The organism is Aquicoccus sp. (assembly GCF_041686535.1).
Taxonomy (GTDB): Bacteria; Pseudomonadota; Alphaproteobacteria; order Rhodobacterales; family Rhodobacteraceae; genus Aquicoccus.
In genome coordinates this window covers 22,863-41,697 of the sequence record NZ_JAWLDS010000012.1, presented here as the reverse complement: position 1 = coordinate 41,697, position 18,835 = coordinate 22,863, and the positions used below count along the sequence as shown (strand labels likewise).

19 protein-coding genes and 1 tRNA gene are annotated in these 18,835 nt (G+C 60.4%); 9 read left to right on the top strand and 11 right to left on the bottom strand.

Annotated elements, in window-relative coordinates; translation table 11 throughout:
- Positions 1–35: 35 nt before the first annotated feature.
- The 7 genes from ACESL9_RS04865 to ACESL9_RS04835 all read right to left on the bottom strand — a co-directional run bounded on the left by ACESL9_RS04865 (position 36) and on the right by ACESL9_RS04835 (position 5,167).
- Positions 36–392: a lipopolysaccharide assembly protein LapA domain-containing protein gene (locus ACESL9_RS04865; RefSeq protein ID WP_372613936.1), complete on the bottom strand. Its 357-nt coding sequence runs from the start codon at positions 390–392 to the stop codon at positions 36–38.
- Positions 393–677 carry an integration host factor subunit beta gene (gene ihfB / locus ACESL9_RS04860; RefSeq protein WP_111367437.1) on the bottom strand — a complete coding sequence of 95 codons (285 nt, stop codon included), beginning with the start codon at positions 675–677 and terminating at the stop codon, positions 393–395.
- A 273-nt stretch (positions 678–950) separates the two neighbouring features.
- Positions 951–2,633, bottom strand: coding sequence for a 30S ribosomal protein S1 (gene rpsA / locus ACESL9_RS04855; RefSeq protein WP_372613934.1), 1,683 nt, complete (start codon positions 2,631–2,633; stop codon positions 951–953).
- 250 nt (positions 2,634–2,883) lie between these two features.
- On the bottom strand, positions 2,884–3,771 hold the full coding sequence (locus ACESL9_RS04850; RefSeq protein WP_372613932.1) for a CobW family GTP-binding protein: 888 nt from the start codon (positions 3,769–3,771) through the stop codon (positions 2,884–2,886).
- 26 nt (positions 3,772–3,797) lie between these two features.
- Positions 3,798–3,874 (bottom strand) — tRNA-Arg (locus ACESL9_RS04845).
- Positions 3,875–3,931: 57 nt separating this feature from the next.
- Positions 3,932–4,243, bottom strand: a complete 312-nt coding sequence (locus tag ACESL9_RS04840; RefSeq protein ID WP_372613930.1) for an ETC complex I subunit — start codon at positions 4,241–4,243, stop codon at positions 3,932–3,934.
- Positions 4,244–4,480: 237 nt separating this feature from the next.
- The gene (locus ACESL9_RS04835) at positions 4,481–5,167 is read right to left on the bottom strand and encodes a rhomboid family intramembrane serine protease (RefSeq protein WP_372613928.1); all 687 of its coding nucleotides are present in this window, start codon (positions 5,165–5,167) and stop codon (positions 4,481–4,483) included.
- A 74-nt stretch (positions 5,168–5,241) separates the two neighbouring features.
- Between ACESL9_RS04835 and trpS the strand changes: the two genes are divergently transcribed.
- The 8 genes from trpS (at position 5,242) to ACESL9_RS04795 (ending at position 11,372) form a co-directional block, all read left to right on the top strand.
- Positions 5,242–6,270: a tryptophan--tRNA ligase gene (gene trpS / locus ACESL9_RS04830; protein ID WP_372613926.1), complete on the top strand. Its 1,029-nt coding sequence runs from the start codon at positions 5,242–5,244 to the stop codon at positions 6,268–6,270.
- Positions 6,271–6,378: 108 nt separating this feature from the next.
- The gene (locus ACESL9_RS04825; RefSeq protein ID WP_372613924.1) at positions 6,379–7,248 is read left to right on the top strand and encodes a branched-chain amino acid aminotransferase; all 870 of its coding nucleotides are present in this window, start codon (positions 6,379–6,381) and stop codon (positions 7,246–7,248) included.
- A 52-nt stretch (positions 7,249–7,300) separates the two neighbouring features.
- On the top strand, positions 7,301–7,756 hold the full coding sequence (locus ACESL9_RS04820; protein WP_372613922.1) for a universal stress protein: 456 nt from the start codon (positions 7,301–7,303) through the stop codon (positions 7,754–7,756).
- A gap of 80 nt (positions 7,757–7,836) precedes the next feature.
- Positions 7,837–8,400 carry a NifU family protein gene (locus ACESL9_RS04815; protein ID WP_372613920.1) on the top strand — a complete coding sequence of 188 codons (564 nt, stop codon included), beginning with the start codon at positions 7,837–7,839 and terminating at the stop codon, positions 8,398–8,400.
- Positions 8,390–9,052, top strand: a complete 663-nt coding sequence (tsaB, locus tag ACESL9_RS04810; protein ID WP_372613918.1) for a tRNA (adenosine(37)-N6)-threonylcarbamoyltransferase complex dimerization subunit type 1 TsaB — start codon at positions 8,390–8,392, stop codon at positions 9,050–9,052. The genes ACESL9_RS04815 and tsaB overlap by 11 nt, the downstream gene beginning before the upstream one ends.
- Positions 9,042–9,458 (top strand): GNAT family N-acetyltransferase, encoded by a 417-nt coding sequence (locus ACESL9_RS04805; protein WP_372613916.1) that lies wholly within the window; start codon positions 9,042–9,044, stop codon positions 9,456–9,458. The genes tsaB and ACESL9_RS04805 overlap by 11 nt, the downstream gene beginning before the upstream one ends.
- A gap of 223 nt (positions 9,459–9,681) precedes the next feature.
- Positions 9,682–10,605: a sulfite exporter TauE/SafE family protein gene (locus ACESL9_RS04800; protein WP_372613914.1), complete on the top strand. Its 924-nt coding sequence runs from the start codon at positions 9,682–9,684 to the stop codon at positions 10,603–10,605.
- A complete protein-coding gene (locus ACESL9_RS04795) occupies positions 10,605–11,372 on the top strand; it encodes a TIGR02186 family protein (protein ID WP_372613912.1) in 768 nt (255 codons plus the stop codon). The genes ACESL9_RS04800 and ACESL9_RS04795 overlap by 1 nt, the downstream gene beginning before the upstream one ends.
- 16 nt (positions 11,373–11,388) lie before the next feature.
- Here ACESL9_RS04795 and ACESL9_RS04790 read toward each other — a convergent pair whose 3' ends face one another.
- The 4 genes from ACESL9_RS04790 to ACESL9_RS04775 form a co-directional block, all read right to left on the bottom strand.
- Positions 11,389–12,108 (bottom strand): SDR family oxidoreductase, encoded by a 720-nt coding sequence (locus ACESL9_RS04790; protein WP_372613910.1) that lies wholly within the window; start codon positions 12,106–12,108, stop codon positions 11,389–11,391.
- Complete coding sequence (locus ACESL9_RS04785; protein ID WP_372674561.1) at positions 12,105–13,631, bottom strand: ATP-dependent RecD-like DNA helicase; 1,527 nt, start codon at positions 13,629–13,631, stop codon at positions 12,105–12,107. The genes ACESL9_RS04790 and ACESL9_RS04785 overlap by 4 nt, the downstream gene beginning before the upstream one ends.
- Before the next feature lie 247 nt (positions 13,632–13,878).
- Positions 13,879–15,168: a crotonyl-CoA carboxylase/reductase gene (ccrA, locus tag ACESL9_RS04780; RefSeq protein WP_372613906.1), complete on the bottom strand. Its 1,290-nt coding sequence runs from the start codon at positions 15,166–15,168 to the stop codon at positions 13,879–13,881.
- 106 nt (positions 15,169–15,274) lie between these two features.
- A complete protein-coding gene (locus ACESL9_RS04775; protein ID WP_372613904.1) occupies positions 15,275–16,672 on the bottom strand; it encodes a 1-acyl-sn-glycerol-3-phosphate acyltransferase in 1,398 nt (465 codons plus the stop codon).
- A gap of 135 nt (positions 16,673–16,807) precedes the next feature.
- Between ACESL9_RS04775 and ACESL9_RS04770 the strand changes: the two genes are divergently transcribed.
- On the top strand, positions 16,808–18,808 hold the full coding sequence (locus tag ACESL9_RS04770; RefSeq protein WP_372613902.1) for a methylmalonyl-CoA mutase family protein: 2,001 nt from the start codon (positions 16,808–16,810) through the stop codon (positions 18,806–18,808).
- Positions 18,809–18,835 lie beyond the last annotated feature (27 nt).

The following is an 18,835-nucleotide window of genomic DNA, read 5'->3' as shown; positions in this document are numbered from 1 at the left end:
CCGCAGCCCGAAACGGGCGCCACGGCTCGCGGGGTTCAGCGTGACTGGTCCAGCAGCGCCAGGACCTCGTCCGTCCTGTCACTCTTGCCCTCGCCGCGCTTCAGGCGCTGCATTTCACGCTTGAGCGCCTTGACCTCACCGTCCTTGCGCGCGGCGTCGGCGCGGTGCCTGTGCTCGCGCAGCCATTCCCAGACGAAGCCGATCATCAGCCCCGCCACGATCGCCGCGAAGATCACGATGAAAAGCGGTAGCTCGACCGACCGGGTCAGCCCGAACAGGTTGCCCAGTTCCTCGGGCAAAAGCCGCAGCTCGACCATGCCACGATTGGCCATCGCGACCGAGATCAGACAAAGGGCCAAGAGGCCCAGGAACGCATAGCGGATATAGCGCATTCACGATTTCCCGTTCAGTCGATCACGCAACAGCTTGCCGGTCTTGAAGAAGGGCACGTGCTTTTCCTCGACCTCGACCGCCTCCCCGGTGCGCGGGTTGCGCCCGATGCGCGCGTCACGCTGCTTGACCGAAAAAGCCCCAAAGCCGCGCAGCTCGACCCGGTTGCCGTTGGCCATCGCTTCAGTGATTTCCTCGAATATGGTGTTCACGATACGCTCGACGTCGCGTTGATAAAGATGCGGATTCTCATCGGCGATCTTTTGAATCAGTTCCGATCGTATCATCGGATCACTCTCCCCGGGGTTGTTTTCGCAGGCATCTCTTTTTCTCGGACTATAGAGAGAATTGATCGCGCAAGGAACATCAAACCCAAATGTCGGGCAGAAGATTTCAGGCCAAAACCCGCCGATACCGGCAAATCCGCATGCGCCAGCACCCCGGGCGGACCGATAACGCCGTCGTCAGGCATGGCGCCGCAGTGCGGCGAAACCCTTGATTCGGCAAAACAAACGGCCCCACCGGGGTGGCGGGGCCGGCTTGCAGTTTTCGCGACAGGATTACTTTTCGTCGCTCTTGAGAGCCGCGCCCAGGATGTCGCCCAGGCTCGCACCGGAGTCGGACGAGCCGTATTGCGCCACGGCTTCCTTCTCTTCGGCGATCTCGCGCGCCTTGATCGACAGGCCCAGACGGCGGGTCTTGCTGTCCACGTTGGTCACGCGCACATCGACCTTGTCACCGACCGAGAATCGCTCGGGGCGTTGTTCGGAACGATCACGCGACAGGTCCGAACGGCGGATGAAGGATTTCATGCCCTCGTATTCCACCTCGATGCCGCCATCCTCGATCGCCGTCACCTCGACGGTGATGATCGAGCCGCGCTTCACGCCGCCCACGGCCTCGGCGAACTTGTCACCACCCAGCGCCTTGATGCTGAGCGAGATGCGCTCTTTCTCGACATCGACTTCCGACACGACGGCCTGGACCACATCGCCCTTGCGATAGTTCTGGATCGCGTCCTCGCCGCGCTCGTCCCAGCTCAGGTCCGAAAGGTGAACCATGCCGTCGATATCGCCTTCGAGACCGATGAACAGGCCGAATTCGGTGATGTTCTTGACCTCGCCCTCGACTTCGGTGCCCTCGGGATGGGTTTCGGCGAACACTTCCCACGGGTTGCGCATGGTCTGCTTGAGGCCAAGGCTCACGCGACGTTTCGCCGGATCGATCTCGAGGATCATCACATCGACTTCCTGGCTGGTCGAGACGATCTTGCCGGGATGCACGTTCTTCTTGGTCCAGCTCATTTCCGAGACATGAACCAGCCCCTCGATGCCGGGTTCCAGTTCGACGAAGGCACCGTAATCGGTGATGTTGGTCACACGGCCCTTGTGAACCGAACCCAGCGGGTATTTCGCACCCACCAGATCCCACGGATCTTCCTGCAGCTGCTTCATGCCGAGGCTGATGCGATGGGTTTCCTTGTTGATCTTGATGACCTGCACCTTGATGGTCTCGCCGATCGACAGGATCTCGCTGGGATGGTTGACCCGGCGCCACGCCATGTCGGTGACGTGCAACAGGCCATCGACACCGCCCAGATCGACAAAGGCGCCATATTCGGTGATGTTCTTGACAACACCTTCCACGGTCTGCCCCTCGGTCAGGTTGCCGATCACTTCGGCGCGCTGTTCGGCACGGCTCTCTTCGAGGATGGCACGGCGCGAGACCACGATGTTGCCACGGCGACGGTCCATCTTGAGGATCTGGAACGGCTGTTTCAGACCCATCAGCGGCCCGGCGTCGCGCACCGGGCGCACATCGACCTGGCTGCCAGGCAGGAAGGCCACGGCTCCGCCGAGATCGACGGTAAAGCCACCCTTGACGCGGCCAAAGATCGCACCCTCGACCCGTTCCTCGTCGGCATAGGCTTTCTCCAGCCGGTCCCAGGCCGCTTCGCGGCGGGCCATTTCGTGGCTGATGACGGCTTCGCCCCGGGCGTTCTCCGCGGCGCGCAGGAACACTTCGACCTCGTCACCGACGGAAATGTCGGGCGCTTCGCCGGGGTTTGCAAATTCCTTGAGATCGACGCGGCCTTCCATCTTGTAGCCGACATCGATGATGGCCTGTCCCGCTTCGATCGCGATGACCTTGCCCTTGACGACGCTGCCCTCTTCGGGCGTGTCCATTTCGAAGCTTTCGTTCAGGAGGGCTTCGAATTCCTCCATCGTTGCGTTTTGAGCCATGTGGCGTATCAGTCCTTTTAGATGCTTTTCCGGCCGCGCGGTTGTCTCCGCCGGTCTTTGGGGGTTTCGTTGGTCAGACGGTGCGCAAAACAAAGAGGGCCGGAAACCGCCCGACCCTGCTCGTCTCTTTCGTTTCGCGGCGTTTCCCGCCTTGTCGACGCGGGTGTCTTAGGCGGTTCGGGCCTTGAACGCAAGGATTAAGAGCGCTCCCACCTTGTCGAGGCGCAGCATCTTGCCCGGTAACCGCCGGTCAAGCCTCTTCACGGTCCGACCACCACGCGGCGATCTCCTCTGCGCTGATCTGCGCCGCCGGCCCGATTCCCACCACGCGCGAGACTGCGGGGGGCTGCTCCAACCGCGTGATCTCGACCGAAGGGCCGACCTTGTGGAACTCGAATCCGCCTTCGGGTCCACGCATGAACCCCTTGACCCGGTAGAGTCCCGCCGGCGCCGCCTCGAGCCGCGCGCGCAATGCTTCGTGATCCATCACCTCGTCACTGTCATACCCCCACGTGACATAGGCGCCATGGTCCGCACCGGTCCCGCGCCCCGTGCCCGGCTCGATCCCGCCCAGCAAGAGCGGCGCCACCGCCTCCAGCCCGTCCAGCGCCACGATGGGAGCGGGCGACATCGTGGCAAGCTGCATCGCCAGCGCGCCCGGCACCTCGGCGCCGCATTTCGACACCAGCAGGAGATCCGCCACGCCGACCTGCCCGCGAATCTGCGCCCCGATCTGTGCATCCGCCGCCAGCGCGGCAAAATTCCCCGCATCCACGACAAGTGCGATTCCGCCATATTCCATCTCGGGCTCGGCCCGCGCCGCGTCGGCGATCTTCTTGGGGTCTGCGATCCCGCTCGCCTCGATCACGAGGTGATCGGGGCGCGGCACGCGGTCCAGCACGTCGCCGAGCGCCATGAAGAGATCCGCGCCCATCGTGCAGCACACGCAGCCATTGGTCAGCTCGATCGTGTCCTCGCCCACGCTTTTCAAGAGCTCCGCATCGATATTGACCGATCCGAAATCATTGACCATCACCATCAGGCGCAGCCCGTGATCCTCGCGCAAGAGCCGGTTGATCAGCGTGGTCTTGCCCGCCCCCAGATAGCCCCCGACAACGGTGAGTGGCAGCCTGTCCATGTCGCCTTCCTCGTCAACCAAGCCATTGGCGATCCCGGGAGGACTCGAACCCCCAACCTGCTGATTAGAAGTCAGCTGCTCTATCCAGTTGAGCTACGGGACCGCTCTTGACTGAATGCCGCCTCGGCGCCGCAAAGGCAAGCGCAGGTCGGCATCGGCTTCAGTGCGTCCAGACCTGACGACGGCTGGTGGCAAAATTGTCGCCATAGCCACCGGGGCGGATGTTGGGTTTGCGTTTGTGCGGACGCAGGACCACCGCGTCGATCCCCTTCGACTCGGCATAGGCCAGCGCCGCTTCCTTGGTCGGGAATTTCATCCGCACCTGCGACTGCGTGTCCCCGGACGAGGTCCAGCCCATCAGCGGGTCGATGTCGCGCGCCTCGGCAGGCGCGAATTCCAGCACCCAGTGCTTGGTCTTGGCGGTGCCGGACGTCATGGCATTGCGGCTCGGCTGATAGATGCGCGCGGGCATGTGGTCTCTCCTCGACGATCGGGGCAGTCCCCTCCCGTCTACCGCTTTCCGACCGTCCGTCGCAAGCCGGAAGTGACCGGGCAGGGATGCCGCGCCGCGCGTCACGTTAACGCCTGTGACCCGCGTTTTCGCTGCATTGCGGCGGTGCACGCCTGGCAGCCGGGCAGCAGCCGAAGATCACCCCCCCGAATTTTCCCTCAAAACCCGCGTTAACCCCGCCGAACGCTGCACCCTGCGCTAGCGGTGGCGCAACCGTGCGCGCAGGTTCCGCCAACCGCCCGGGCTGACCAGAAAGGACAGCAGAAACCCGCAGGCAAAGCCCCCAAGATCGGCCAGCCAATCGCTGCGCGCCCCAAAAAGTAGCCCGAAAATCAACTGGATGACCATCAGGAACCCGATCAGCACAAAGGCCCGCGCCCGGTTCTCACCCGCCTGCCCGAGACGCAGCCACAGGATGAAACTGAACGCCCCGATCAGCCCGTAAACCCCCGGATAGGCGCCGAAGATATAGCCCGGATCGTTGAGTACAACGGCCCAGATCATCGCCCCGCCGATCCCCGACCCCAAGAACACCACAACCACTGCCCACCACGCGAACACATCGCCCACGAACTTGCCCAGCGCCAGCAGCAGAACACCCGCGATGATCATGTGCGTGAGCGATCCATGTACGAAAAGATAGGTCACGAACCGCATGAGATGCACGGCCGGAAACACCCCCTGCTCCAGCATCCACTCAATGACCGCACCGTTGATACCATAGGTCTGGATCGCACCCGCGCGCCATCCCACCGCCCCCGGACCACCGATATATCCCATGTTTCCAAGGCTCAAGACTGCCTCGATGCCCAGCATCACAAGAAACAGCCCCACCACCACGGGCGGCATGGGGTTGACCGGACCGGGATTGAACTCTTTGCTCATGCCTCACTTCCTTGACGGCGCCATCCCCCATGGGTAAGCCAGCCGCACCCATAAATCCAGACGGAGAAACGGCCATGACAGACGCAGCGGGCGGGGCGGGTTTCACGCCCCGGGTGTTCTCGGGGATTCAGCCCTCGGGCAACCTGCATCTGGGCAATTATCTCGGCGCGCTCAAACGCTTCGTGGAAATGCAGAACAACGGGATCGAGTCGATCTACTGCATGGTCGATCTGCACGCCATCACCGTCTGGCAGGACCCCGCCGACCTGCGCAACGCCACGCGCGAGCTGGCTGCCGGGTTCATCGCGGCCGGACTCGATCCGGAAAAATCCATTCTTTTCAACCAGTCCCAGGTGGCCGAACATACCCAGCTCGCCTGGATCTTCAACTGCGTCGCCCGCATGGGCTGGATGCAGCGGATGACCCAGTGGAAGGACAAGGCCGGCAAGAACCAGCAGAATGCCTCACTCGGGCTCTTCGCCTATCCGTCGCTCATGGCCGCAGACATCCTTGCCTATCACGCCACCCACGTTCCCGTGGGCGAGGACCAGAAGCAGCATCTCGAACTGACCCGCGACATCGCGATCAAGTTCAACCACGATTACGGCGTCGATTTCTTCCCGATCACCGAACCGGTGATCGAAGGGGCGGCGACGCGGGTGATGAGCTTGCGCGACGGATCGAAGAAAATGTCGAAATCCGACACCTCTGATGCCAGCCGCATCAACATGACCGACGACGCCGACACGATCGCGCGCAAGATCCGCAAGGCCAAGACCGATCCCGACGCCCTGCCCTCCGAGGCCAAGGGGCTCGATGACCGCCCGGAGGCGCGCAACCTTGTTAATATTTATGCGGCATTGTCCGAACAGGGCGTCGATGCGGTGCTGAGCGATCAGGGCGGAAAACAGTTTTCCGAGTTCAAGCCGATGCTGGCCGATCTCGCGGTCGCGAAACTGGCCCCGATCTCGTCTGAAATGGCCCGGTTGATGCAGGACAAGGCCGAGATCGACCGTATACTGCATAATGGCGCCGCCCGTGCCCGCGCGATTGCCGCGCCGATCCTGGACCGCACCTACGACATTGTCGGCATGGTGCGTTAACCATTCGTTAACGATTCCGGGGGCACATTCTGTCACGCCACCCATCTGCCCCCTTTACGCCCCCGCCCCCGCGCCATAACCTCACGCCCAAGTGAGGAGACAAGACAAATGGCAGTTGGCAGCAATATCCGAACCTATTTCAACGGCACATGGCACGAGGGCGAAGTGCCAGTCATGACATCCGCCGATCACGGATCGTGGCTCGGAACCACGGTGTTCGACGGCGCGCGGTATTTCAACGGGCTCGCGCCCGATCTCGATGCCCATTGCTCCCGGGTCAACCGCTCGGCCGCGGCGTTGATGCTCACCCCGACCATTGATGCCGGCCGGATGGTCGAAATCATCCGCGAAGGTCTTGAGATGTATGACAAATCCGAAGCCGTCTATATTCGCCCGATGTATTGGGGGATCGACGGCGACATGACCACAAGCGCGATCGCACCCAAACCCGATGACACCGGGTTTTGCGTCTGCCTCGAAGTGATCCCGATGGCCGATCCGGGCGCCACCACCACGCTCACCCGCACCCGTTTCCGCCGCCCGGTGCTCGACGATGCGGTGGTGAACGCCAAGGCGGGCTGCCTCTATCCCAACAACGCCCGGATGCTCAAAGAGGCGAAGTCCAAGGGCTTTGGCAATGCGCTTGTCGCCGACGCCATGGGCAACGTGGCCGAAACCGCGACCGCCAACGTGTTCATGGTCAAGGATGGCGAGATCTTTACCCCGATCCCGAACGGTACCTTCCTGTCCGGCATCACCCGGGGGCGCCATATCTCGAACCTCGCGGGCGAGGGCATCAAGGTCCATGAGACCGTGCTCACCTTCGAGGATTTCCACGACGCCGACGAGGTCTTCCTCTCGGGCAACATGTCCAAGGTCACGCCGGTCACGGCCTTTGACGACACGCAATACCAGGTTGGTCCTGTCGCTCGCCGGGTGCGCGAACTTTATTGGGACTGGGCCGCGTCGAACGGCTAGAATGAACCAAAGGCCCGTAACAGGACCGGCCCCAGTGACAGGAGAAAACCGAATGCGGAAATTCCTCGTCGTCCTCGATGACAGTCGTGAATGCCTCAACGCCATGCGCTTCGCGGCCATGCGCGCCGCCAAGACCGGCGGCGGGGTCGAGGTGCTCGCCGTCATACCGCCGGAAGAATTCAACCACTGGATCGGCGTCGGCGATCTGATGCGCGAAGAGGCCCGCGAGAGGATCGAGGCACATTTCGAGGTCTTCGCCAAATGGATGCGGGACAAGCAGAATGTCGACCCCGAACTCGTGATCCGCGAAGGCGATCCCATGACTGAGATCCTAGCCCAGATCAGGGACGATTCCGCAATCGGGGTGCTCGTTCTGGGCGCCGGGGTCGACAAGAAGGGTCCGGGCCCACTTGTGACGGAACTCACCCGTTCATCAGGCAACCTGAGCATTCCGATTACCATCGTCCCCGGAGACATGTCGCGCGAACGGCTCGAGGCGATCACCTGAAACTTTAGAATCGTTCCAAACCTTGACTTCACGATGCAAGACGCGCATATCATGAAGTGAAACGAAAAGGTGTGCCAGATATGTTCATTCAAACCGAGTCCACGCCCAACCCGGCCACGCTCAAGTTCCTGCCAGGTCAGACCGTGATGGAAAGTGGCACCGCCGACTTTCCGGCAGCCGTTGACGTAAACGTCTCGCCACTGGCCGCTCGCGTGTTTGGCATCGACGGGGTCAAGGGGGTGTTTCTGGGAAACGATTTCGTGACCGTGACCAAGACCGACGACGTTGAATGGGATCACGTCAAGCCGGCCATCCTCGGCGCGATCATGGAGCATTTCCAGTCCGGTGCGCCCGTCATGGCAGATGGGGCCCAAAGTACCAGCGGACATGCCGAAAACGATGGGCCGGACAGCGGAATCATAGATCAGATCAAGGTGTTGCTCGATACACGTGTGCGCCCGGCCGTGGCGCAGGATGGTGGCGACATCACCTTTCACGGGTTTGAAAAAGGGGTCGTGTATCTCCACATGCAAGGCGCTTGCGCCGGTTGCCCCTCGTCTACCCTGACGCTCAAGATGGGAATCGAGAACCTGTTGCGGCACTATATCCCCGAGGTGACCGAGGTGCGCCCGATTGGGGTCTAACACGCATATTCTGGCCTTTGACACATCGGCGGCGCATTGCGCCGCCGCTTTGCTGTCAGACCATTCGCTTCGATCCTTGCGCGAGGAAAACATGGGCCGCGGCCAGGCAGAGCGCCTCATGCCCTTGCTTGACGAAACTCTGACGGAGGCCGGGCTCGGCTGGAACGATCTGAGCGCGATCGGCGTCGGAACCGGACCGGGAAACTTCACCGGTATTCGCATCTCGGTCGCCACGGCACGCGGCCTTGCGCTGGCGCTTGGCATCCCCGCCATCGGAGTCACCCGGTTCGATACGCTTGCCTTTGGTCAACCACGCCCCTGCATCACCCTTGTCGATGCGCCGCGCGGTCAATTCTATCTCCAGCGTTTCGAAGAGTCCGGGGCGGCCCCGCCGAAGCTGAGCATGTTGGACGAGATCGACACCAGGTCCGGGTATCTGAACCAACGATGGATCGGCGCCCATGCAGAAGAATGCGCCGCACGCCTGTCTGGCGTGGTGTCCGAACCGACCCTCGCCTGCGTCGAGGCCATCGCGCGAATCGCGGCCAACCGCATCGAGACGAACACGACGCTCCCGGCCCCCCTCTACATCCGCCCTGCTGATGCCGCGCCTGCCCGCGATGCTGCACCCGAACTCCTAGATGACGCCTGAGACGCTCGCCGAGATTCACCAGCGTGCCTTTGCCGACCAACGCGGATGGCGCGCGCATGAATTTTCTGAACTGCTTTCAAGCGATCATGTGTTCCTGACCACGACCGAAAACGCCTTTGCGCTTGGGCGTGTAATCGCGGATGAAGCCGAATTGCTGACCTTGGCAACCGATCCCGGCGCGCGCCGGCAAGGACAGGCCCGCACCTGTCTGAAACGGTTCGAGGACATGGCCAGAACACGCGGCGCAACCCGCACTTTTCTGGAAGTGTCCGCCGAGAACACGGCGGCACACAGGCTTTACAAGACCTGCGGCTACATCCTGATTGCAAGACGCAGCACCTACTATTCCTATCAGGACGGCCGGCATAGTGATGCGTTGATCATGGAGAAGCGCATCGGGAACTGACCACCAGCCCTTCTTACAGGTGCTGCCAACAAACCTGGCCAAAGTGATTCTCACCGCGCGTGTTGGCAGGGCGGCTCCACCCGAAGCCGGCGGCCGGCCCCACATGAACGAGCCGTGAACTCGAACAGAAATGCACGCCGACTCGTGGATAATTTGACCTAACGTGCTGCAAAGCCGCATTCGCCTCCTTGCATTGCCGATCTCTCCCGCGCTAGCTACGACCATGCAAATCTATCTCCCCATTGCCGAAGTGTCGGTCAACGCGTTTCTCCTGCTTGGTCTTGGCGGGATCGTTGGCATCTTGTCGGGCATGTTCGGGGTGGGTGGCGGCTTCTTGATGACACCGCTCCTGTTCTTCATCGGCATCCCACCCGCCGTTGCGGTTGCAACCGAAGCCAATCAGATCGTCGCCTCGTCATTCTCGGGTGTGCTGGCCCATCTCAAGCGAAAGACCGTCGATCTCAAGATGGGTACTGTGCTGCTGATCGGTGGCCTCGTCGGTGCCGCTTTAGGTGTCTTGCTGTTCAATTACCTTAAGGCGCTGGGCCAGGTCGAGCTTCTGGTCAAGCTGTCCTACGTCGTTTTTCTTGGTGTGGTGGGTGGTTTGATGTTCATCGAGAGCGTCAATGCGATCCGTCGCTCGCGGAAGGCAGGAGCCGCGACGGCGCCCAGACGCCGGCAACGCAACTGGGTGCACAGCCTGCCCTTCAAGATGCGCTTTCGCGCCTCGGGCCTCTATATCTCGGTGATACCGCCGCTCCTGATCGGGCTGTCCGTCGGCGTCCTCGCGGCGATCATGGGCGTGGGCGGCGGGTTCATCATGGTTCCGGCGATGATCTATCTGCTCGGCATGCCGACCAAGGTGGTGGTTGGAACCTCGTTGTTCCAGATCATTTTTGTGACCGCATTCACAACGATGCTGCATGCGACCACCAACTACACGGTCGACATGGCACTGGCCGTCTTGCTTCTGATCGGCGGCGTGATTGGCGCCCAGATCGGCACACGTATCGGCGTTCACATGAAAGCCGAGCAATTGCGTGTCCTTCTGGCCATGATGGTGCTTGTCGTTTGTGCGAAACTCGCGCTGGAACTGCTCTTGCAACCTGCAGAGCTTTATTCCCTTGGCGCGGCAGGGGGTCATTGATGCGCCGTCTCCTTGCCTTTTTCCTTCTGTTGCTGCCTTTCACGGCAGCCGATGCTGGTGAAGAGGTCGTTCTGGGATTGAGCCAAAACCGGGTTGCGATCACCGCCAATTTTGATGGATCGGAGATCCTGATTTTCGGGGCCGTCAAGCGTGAGAGCCTGCCCCCGGCGGACCAGCCTCTGGATGTGATTGTCACGATCGAAGGTCCATCCCTTCCCGTAACTGTCCGCCGCAAGGAAAAACGGTACGGCATCTGGATCAATACCGATGCGCTTGAAATTGACTCGGCTCCTGCTTTTTATGCAGTGGCGACCAGCGGCCCCTTCAATGAAATCATCTCCGACTCTGATGACATGCGGCATCATGTTTCGATCCCGCGCTCGATCCGGTTTGTCGGGGCGCCTGGCCATATCATGGACGCCGACGCCTTTTCCGACGCCCTGATCCGAATTCGAAGCAAGAACGGCCTGTACCAGTTCCTGGAAAACGCCGTCCGCGTCGATCAGCAGACATTGTTCAGAACATCAATCTCCCTGCCCTCAAACCTTACCGAGGGCGATTACAAGACGCGTGTATTCCTGTTGAGGGACCGAACTGTTGTTGCGGATTATGAAACTGTGATCAACGTGCGCAAAGTTGGGCTGGAACGCTTCCTGTTCAACCTGTCGCGGGAACAACCCGTCATCTATGGATTGCTTTCGCTCGCAATTGCCATCGCGGCCGGTTGGGGCGCTTCGGCAGCTTTCAGGATTTTTCGTCGAGCTTGACCTGCCGCTTCCCCAGTCACCCACGTCCGATGAAAGGCATCTTTGTCGCCATCATCGTCATGAACTGCACATTTGCTTCCGGCGGCAGCGTGGACATCTGAAAGACGGCATCCGCGACATGTGACACGTCCATCACCGGCGGCGGATTTTCGGGATTGCGGCGGATCAACCCTTCGAGAAGTTCGGTTCGCGCGTTGCCTATGTCGATTTGACCGCAGGCGATATCGAAAGCCCGCCCATCGAGCGACAACGACTTGGTCATGCCCGTGATCGCGTGTTTCGTCGTCGTATAGGCAATCGACCTGTCACGCGGCGCATGCGCCGAAATCGAACCGTTGTTGATGATCCGACCGCCCTGGGGAGCTTGCGCCCGCATGGCGCGAAATGCCGCGCGCGCCATAAGAAACATGCCGTTGAGATTCACATCCACCACTGTGCGCCACTCGTCCAATCCGATTTCGTCAATCAGGCTGGCCGGACCGAACATCCCGGCATTGTTGAAGAGGACATCGAACCGTCCCGCGCGCTCAAGAAAGGCTGAAACAGCTGCATCCACATTGGCTTCAGAAACCACATCACCGGGCAGCGTCACCGCATTCTCGAACCCCTCGGCCACATCCTCCAGCGCATCGCGGCGCCGTGCCATCAACCCTACATACCAGCCCTCTGCAAGAAAGCGACGAGCTGTGGCACGCCCTATTCCGGCGCTTGCGCCGGTGATCAGGATCGATTTCATATGTCTGTTCCTTCCAGCTCAAGCGGCACAACGGGAACGGCAAGATCGTCGGTCCTTAACTGCTCGGTCGGCTTCGACAGGCGGTTCCGCACCACCCAGAAAAGCCGTTCTTGTGCCCGCGTGATCGCGACATAGGCAAGGCGTTTCCAGAGCGGTTGCCCCGCCTCCATACGCCCCATGCGCGCCGCTGCATATAAATCAGGGGCGAAGACCTGCACGTTCTCCCATTGCGAGCCCTGCGCCTTGTGGATCGTGACCGCGGCCCCGTGCAGAAAGGTCGCTCCCATTCGGGCAGCGAAGGGAATGAACGGCTCTTCCTCGTCCGGTTTTTCAATCTTCACGATTGACGCGGCCGATACTTGCGGATCAGGTGCTCCGATCACATGCAAGCGGGAAAATCCGGCCTTACGTCCGGGCCCCAAATAGATAACCTGCGCCCCCTTGATCAGTCCGCGCGCCTCCAGGTCGAGCCGCTTTTTGCGATGCTTCAGCGGAAGCTCGAGACCGTCACAAATCAGCGGTTCGCCCGGCAGCAATTCCATTTCCGGCGCATCATGCACCCGCCGAAATGCATTGATGAGGCGAATTCGGGTCGCATTGCGCCACACCAACACCGGGCTCCGCGCCATCAGGTCAACTTCGACGCGCTGCCCCCAGACAACGCGATCATCGCGACGCGCGGTCTCCTCGATCATGGTTTCAAAGTCTTCGAAACCCAAGTCAGGGTCGGATAGTGCATGCGCGAGATCGAGGATCGGATTGTCGGCGTCCTGACGGTGAACGCGATGCAAGATCAGTTTCGCATCATCATCAAGCTTGTCGAAGACCATCGTGCCGGACTGATTGACCGGTGCGAGCTGCGCAGGATCACCGAACAGCACCAGCATCGGGAAGATTTCGCGCAGGTCGTCGAATTGTCGGTCATCGAGCATCGAGGCCTCGTCAACGAACCCAACATCGAGCGGCTCTTCGCGACGTTTCCAGCCGGTAATGAAGTCCGAGCCACGCAATCCAGCCGCCGCTAGGGCCCCGGGAATGGAACGGTGTGTCTTGAAAAAAGCCGCCGCCCGTTCGAGCGCAATCTCAGTCAACCCCTCTATATCGGGGCGCTCACCCTCTCCAGCCAACCATTCCGCGATGCGCTCATATTCCGGGTCATAGACGGGCGTGTAAAGGATGCGATGGATTGTGGTCGCAGGCACACGCCGTGTCCGCAATACGCTGGCAGCCTTGTTCGTCGGGGCCAACACGGCCAATGTGCGGCGATCCTTGCGGCGGCGGCTTTCATAGTCGCCGGAAACCACTTCCACGCCACAGTTCTCCATCGCCTTGAACAGTTCGGCCAGGAGAAGTGTCTTGCCCGAACCGGCCTTGCCAACGATGGCCAGTACCGCGCCCTTGCCATCACGCGGCGGTGTCAGAATGCAATCTTCAAGATCGATACCCATTTCGCACAAGGCTTGCGCAATGCGGTCAAAGGCATCTGCCTGATCATGGGAAAAGGTCGGACTGGGCGAATTCATGCGCAGACATTATCGAGCGGCCTCACCATTCACAACATGGCGCCTTTGCTCGCAGAGCAAGTGCCCCGTTTTCGCCCGGGTCCAAGGCACCGGTCAGATCACAGGGGCATTATAATCTCCGACATTTCTGGGGATTGCGGGGTCGTAATAGGCAATGCACCGGGCTGGCGCGAGTCCCAACGCCGAAACGCGGATCGCCCATGCACAACGCGTGTTCCGCATGGGCGATTCTCGTTACCTTCCAAAGTCAGGACTTGCCCGCCGCAACCACATCTTCCACCGTGCGAAGCCCGGTCGTCGGCGCTTGAACGAGGACCGCCATGTTGCCGGGCTTGTGTTCGTTTCGCATCATCTTGATATGTGCATGCGGAATCTCGTTCCAGGGGAACACTTCCGACATGCAAGGATCAAGACGCCGCTCGACCATGAGACGGTTGGCAGATGCTGCCTGCTTGAGATGCGCGAAATGCGAACCCTGCAGGCGCTTCTGATGCATCCAGACATAGCGGACATCAAAGGTGCAATTGAAACCGGTGGTCCCGGCACAGATCACGACCATTCCACCCTTCTTGCAAACGAAGGTCGAGACGGGAAACGTCGCCTCGCCCGGGTGCTCGAAGACGATATCGACATTGTTGCCCTTGCCCGTGATATCCCAGATCGCCTTGCCGAACTTGCGAACCTCGTTGAACCACTGCTTGTATTCCTCGGTGTTGACCGTCGGAAGCTGCCCCCAGCAGTTGAAATCCTTGCGGTTGATCACGCCCTTGGCGCCGAGATCCATGACAAAGTCGCGCTTGTCCTCGTCGGAGATCACGCCGATCGCGTTACCACCAGCCGCGTTGATCAACTGGATCGCATAGGATCCAAGCCCGCCCGACGCACCCCATACCAGCACGTTCTGCCCGGGCTTGAGTTCATGCGGGTGATGCCCGAAGAGCATCCGGTAGGCCGTGGCTAGGGTCAGCGTGTAGCAAGCCGACTCCTCCCAGGTCAGATGCTTGGGGCGCGGCAGGAGCTGTTGAGCCTGCACACGAGTGAATTGCGCGAACGAACCGTCATGAGTCTCATATCCCCAGATCCGCTGGGTGGGCGAAAACATCGGGTCGCCACCGTTGCATTCCTCATCGTCGCCGTCATCCTGGTTACAGTGAATGACCACCTCGTCACCGACTTTCCAGGTTTTCACCTTGTCACCGACCTTCCAGACAATACCCGAGGCATCGGACCCCGCGATATGATAGGGTTGCCTGTGACCATCGAACGGGCTGATCGGCACACCGAGGCCAGCCCAGACACCGTTGTAGTTCACACCTGCGGCCATCACGAGAACCAGCACTTCGTGACTGTCGATCTCCCAGGTATCCACGACTTCGACCTGAAACGACTTGTCCGGCTCGCCATGCCGCTCACGGCGGATCGCCCATGCATACATCTGCTTGGGAACATGTCCCAGCGGCGGCATTTCCCCGATTTCGTAGAGATCTTTCTCAGGCGCGTCATAGGAGGCGATCCCGATATCCGTATCCAGTGCCATGTCATGCTCCCTTGCAACTGTGCCGCAGCGCAGAATCGCGGCTGTTCAAGACGAGATATCGAGCATCACGCAACAATGCAATCCCCAAGCGCCGCATATTGAAATTTTATAACCTCGCAGCCGCAGAAAAATCGCCGTGACGCGGCTTTTCGAAAAGATGTTCGATCGAGGCCGCATAGAAGGCGACAAGCGCCCGTCCTTCCTGCGTCACCGTGAACCGGCCCTCATTTTCCTCCACCAGTTCACGGCCAAGGAGATTTCGCACTCCCACTTCCACGGCATATGACAGATCGTTGCGGGGCAAATACAAATGCGCCTCAGGCAATCGAGCCACAATATCATTGACGCGTTTTTCCAGTGCCGGGCGATCCAGCGGAGCGGACGCGACAAGCAACGCCGACGCCACCAGCGGAACGGGCAGCACCGGGATCTCTTTTCCGATCCGCCACATCAGCTGCCGGGCAAGTTTCTGAATCGTGTTATTGGGTTCGTCCTCAAGAAACCTGCGCAGGTTCACAGGCGGCCCGAAACTCACTCCCGCATAGCCGAACCGATGATAGCGGCCCCGCAGCCGAAGCCAGGCCTGCTTGAACAGAAACCGAAGAATAACCGAAATTCTTGCCCGAAAGCGCCGCGTGCCGATCTGTTCCGCCTTCACGAGGATTCGATCTTCGAAAACACGATCGTAATTGATTGCCACTGGCACGAAAACGACATCGCGCGATGACAGATCATGCCCTTCGACGATGTATTTCAATATTCCAAGCTTGGGCTCGGCCAATGCCCCGTCAAGCGACAAGCCACCTTCGGGAAACACGGCCTGCATCACCCCAGCGTCCGTTGCCAGGCGAATATAACGCTCCAGCACCTTGTGATAGAGGGCATTGCGCGACTTGCGCCGGATAAAATAGGCGCCCATCGCCTTGATCAGGCGGCTCAGAGGCCAAACCTGCGCCCATTCGCCAACGGCATAGGACAGCGCGCTGCGCTCGGCGGCCAGGTAGGTGACGAGGACATAGTCCATGTTCGATCTATGATTCATCACGAAGACCACAGTGGCTTCGGGGTCAATCGCCTTGAGGTGATCTTCGGCATGGTGCCCGAGCCGGACATGGTAAAGCGAGGTGCTGATCAGTCTTGCCAGCTTGATGGCCAGACCGAAATAGAGCGATGCACTGAAGGACGGAACGATTTCGCGCGCATACCCCCTTGCCCTCTGAAACGCGACATTCTCGGGCACGCCCTCGCGGCGGGCATGTTCGATGATGGCCTTTGAAACCTCGGGATCATAAATGAGACGTTGAATCATGTCATGGCGACGCGCCAGCTTGAATGGCTGGATCGGCCGCTCCAGCCGTTCGTTCAGGCGCGCGACGACCCTTTCCATGCGCAGGCGGAAGAACCAGCGCACGGAAGGAAACAGGAAATGCGACGCGAAGGTGACCGCCGCGAAGCCGAGAATCACGATCAAGAGCCAGAGCGGCATGGTTACGGAGCTTGTCATCGGCACACCGTGGCAGGGTTTTCACCAAGGGTAAATCACCCCATGCCGCGACGCAGCGAATTGACAGCGCCACAAAGTTCCAAGTATCAACATCAGGACGCAACAAAATTGCCCACCCGATTCACGAGGCCACCCATGTCGAAGACACACGAAGACCGCCAGACCAGCAGGTCCGATCGCCAGGCCGATCGTCCGTGGCTTATCCGCACTTATTCCGGCCATTCGACCGCCAAAGCCTCGAACGCGCTCTACCGGGGCAACCTCGCCAAGGGCCAGACCGGGCTTTCGGTGGCCTTCGACCTGCCGACCCAGACAGGATATGACAGCGACCACGTTTTGGCCCGGGGTGAGGTCGGCAAGGTCGGCGTTCCAATCTGCCATCTTGGCGACATGCGCACGCTGTTCGATCAGATCCCTCTCGATCAGATGAACACCTCGATGACGATCAACGCGACCGCACCATGGCTGTTGGCACTTTACATCGCGGTGGCCGAGGAACAGGGCGCGGACGTGACCAAGCTGCAAGGCACAGTACAAAACGATATCATTAAGGAATACCTAAGCCGCGGCACGTATGTCTGCCCGCCGAAACCATCGCTGAAACTCATCGGTGACGTCGCGGAATACTGCTATGCAAACGTGCCGAAATGGAACCCGATGAACGTGTGTTCCTATCACCTGCAAGAGGCCGGAGCCACGCCCGAGCAGGAACTGGCTTTTGCGCTGGCCACCGCGATTGCCGTTCTCGACGAGTTGAAACCACGCGTTCCACCCGAGGATTTCCCGGCGCTCTGCGGACGGATTTCCTTTTTCGTCAATGCCGGCATCCGGTTCGTCACCGAAATGTGCAAGATGCGCGCCTTTGTCGACCTGTGGGACGAGATCCTGCTTGACCGTTACGGCGTCGAAAACCCGAAATTCCGCCGCTTCCGCTATGGTGTCCAGGTCAACAGCCTTGGCCTGACCGAGCAACAGCCGGAAAACAATGTCTACCGCATCCTCATCGAGATGCTGGCCGTGACCCTGTCGAAAAAGGCCCGTGCCCGCGCGGTACAACTTCCGGCCTGGAACGAGGCGCTTGGCCTGCCGCGCCCATGGGATCAGCAATGGTCAATGCGGATGCAGCAGATCATGGCCTATGAAACCGATCTTCTCGAATACGACGACCTGTTCGACAACAACCCGGCAGTCGATGCCAGGGTCGCCGCGTTGAAAGAGGGCACACGACATGAGCTTGAAACACTCGACGGGATGGGCGGCGCGGTGGCCGCGATCGAGTACATGAAGGCCCGTCTCGTCGACTCCAATGCCGAACGATTGAACCGGATCGAAGCCGGTGAAACCGTGGTCGTCGGGGTCAACAAATGGATAGAGGGCGAACCCAGCCCCCTTACGAGTGGCGAGGGTGGTATCCTGACGGTTGATCCAGCGGTCGAGGCAGAACAGATCGAGCGGCTCGATGACTGGCGCGCCGCTCGCGACACCGCCGCCGTAGAGCAGGCATTGGCCGACCTGCGTTCTGCCGCCACAAGCGGGGCGAATATCATGGAACCGTCGATCACCGCGGCCAAGGCCGGCGTCACGACCGGTGAGTGGGCCGAAGTCATGCGCGAGGTTTTCGGCGAATACCGTGGCCCCACAGGCGTTTCGCGGGCGGTTTCGAACAAGACCGAGGGACTCGACGACATTCGCGCGGCGGTGGACACCGTGAGCGACCGTCTCGGACGCCGGCTCAAGTTTCTGGTCGGCAAACCGGGGCTTGATGGTCATTCCAACGGCGCCGAACAAATCGCCTTTCGCGCCCGCGATTGCGGGATGGATATCGAGTACGAAGGTATCCGGCTGACCCCCGAAGAGATCGTCGACGCGGCAAAGGAGAGCGCCGCTCATGTGATCGGTCTGTCGATTCTGTCAGGCAGCCACATGCCCCTCGTCGAAGATACGCTGAACCGCTTGCGCGATGCGGGTCTTGGGCATGTGCCGGTGATCGTAGGGGGGATAATTCCCGCAGAAGACGCGAAAACCCTGCGCGATCTCGGCATCGCGCAGGTCTATACCCCCAAGGATTTCGAGCTCAACACCATAATGATGGATATCGTGAGCTTGGCTGATCCCAAGGAAATCGCAGCCGAGTAGGATACTGTTTCAAAGGGCAGCTACTAT

Bases quoted from the DNA above. Each gene is read 5' to 3' on its own strand.
- ACESL9_RS04850 (WP_372613932.1), bottom strand. From the start codon at position 3,771: ATGGACAGGCTGCCACTCACCGTTGTCGGGGGCTATCTGGGGGCGGGC.
- rpsA (WP_372613934.1), bottom strand. From the start codon at position 2,633: ATGGCTCAAAACGCAACGATGGAGGAATTCGAAGCCCTCCTGAACGAA.
- ACESL9_RS04840 (WP_372613930.1), bottom strand. From the start codon at position 4,243: ATGCCCGCGCGCATCTATCAGCCGAGCCGCAATGCCATGACGTCCGGC.
- ACESL9_RS04835 (WP_372613928.1), bottom strand. From the start codon at position 5,167: ATGAGCAAAGAGTTCAATCCCGGTCCGGTCAACCCCATGCCGCCCGTG.
- ACESL9_RS04805 (WP_372613916.1), top strand. From the start codon at position 9,042: ATGACGCCTGAGACGCTCGCCGAGATTCACCAGCGTGCCTTTGCCGAC.
- ccrA (WP_372613906.1), bottom strand. From the start codon at position 15,168: ATGGCACTGGATACGGATATCGGGATCGCCTCCTATGACGCGCCTGAG.
- ACESL9_RS04795 (WP_372613912.1), top strand. From the start codon at position 10,605: ATGCGCCGTCTCCTTGCCTTTTTCCTTCTGTTGCTGCCTTTCACGGCA.
- ACESL9_RS04775 (WP_372613904.1), bottom strand. From the start codon at position 16,672: ATGACAAGCTCCGTAACCATGCCGCTCTGGCTCTTGATCGTGATTCTC.
- ACESL9_RS04815 (WP_372613920.1), top strand. From the start codon at position 7,837: ATGTTCATTCAAACCGAGTCCACGCCCAACCCGGCCACGCTCAAGTTC.
- ACESL9_RS04785 (WP_372674561.1), bottom strand. From the start codon at position 13,631: ATGAATTCGCCCAGTCCGACCTTTTCCCATGATCAGGCAGATGCCTTT.
- ACESL9_RS04865 (WP_372613936.1), bottom strand. From the start codon at position 392: ATGCGCTATATCCGCTATGCGTTCCTGGGCCTCTTGGCCCTTTGTCTG.
- ACESL9_RS04825 (WP_372613924.1), top strand. From the start codon at position 6,379: ATGGCAGTTGGCAGCAATATCCGAACCTATTTCAACGGCACATGGCAC.
- ihfB (WP_111367437.1), bottom strand. From the start codon at position 677: ATGATACGATCGGAACTGATTCAAAAGATCGCCGATGAGAATCCGCAT.
- ACESL9_RS04800 (WP_372613914.1), top strand. From the start codon at position 9,682: ATGCAAATCTATCTCCCCATTGCCGAAGTGTCGGTCAACGCGTTTCTC.
- ACESL9_RS04770 (WP_372613902.1), top strand. From the start codon at position 16,808: ATGTCGAAGACACACGAAGACCGCCAGACCAGCAGGTCCGATCGCCAG.
- ACESL9_RS04790 (WP_372613910.1), bottom strand. From the start codon at position 12,108: ATGAAATCGATCCTGATCACCGGCGCAAGCGCCGGAATAGGGCGTGCC.
- ACESL9_RS04820 (WP_372613922.1), top strand. From the start codon at position 7,301: ATGCGGAAATTCCTCGTCGTCCTCGATGACAGTCGTGAATGCCTCAAC.
- trpS (WP_372613926.1), top strand. From the start codon at position 5,242: ATGACAGACGCAGCGGGCGGGGCGGGTTTCACGCCCCGGGTGTTCTCG.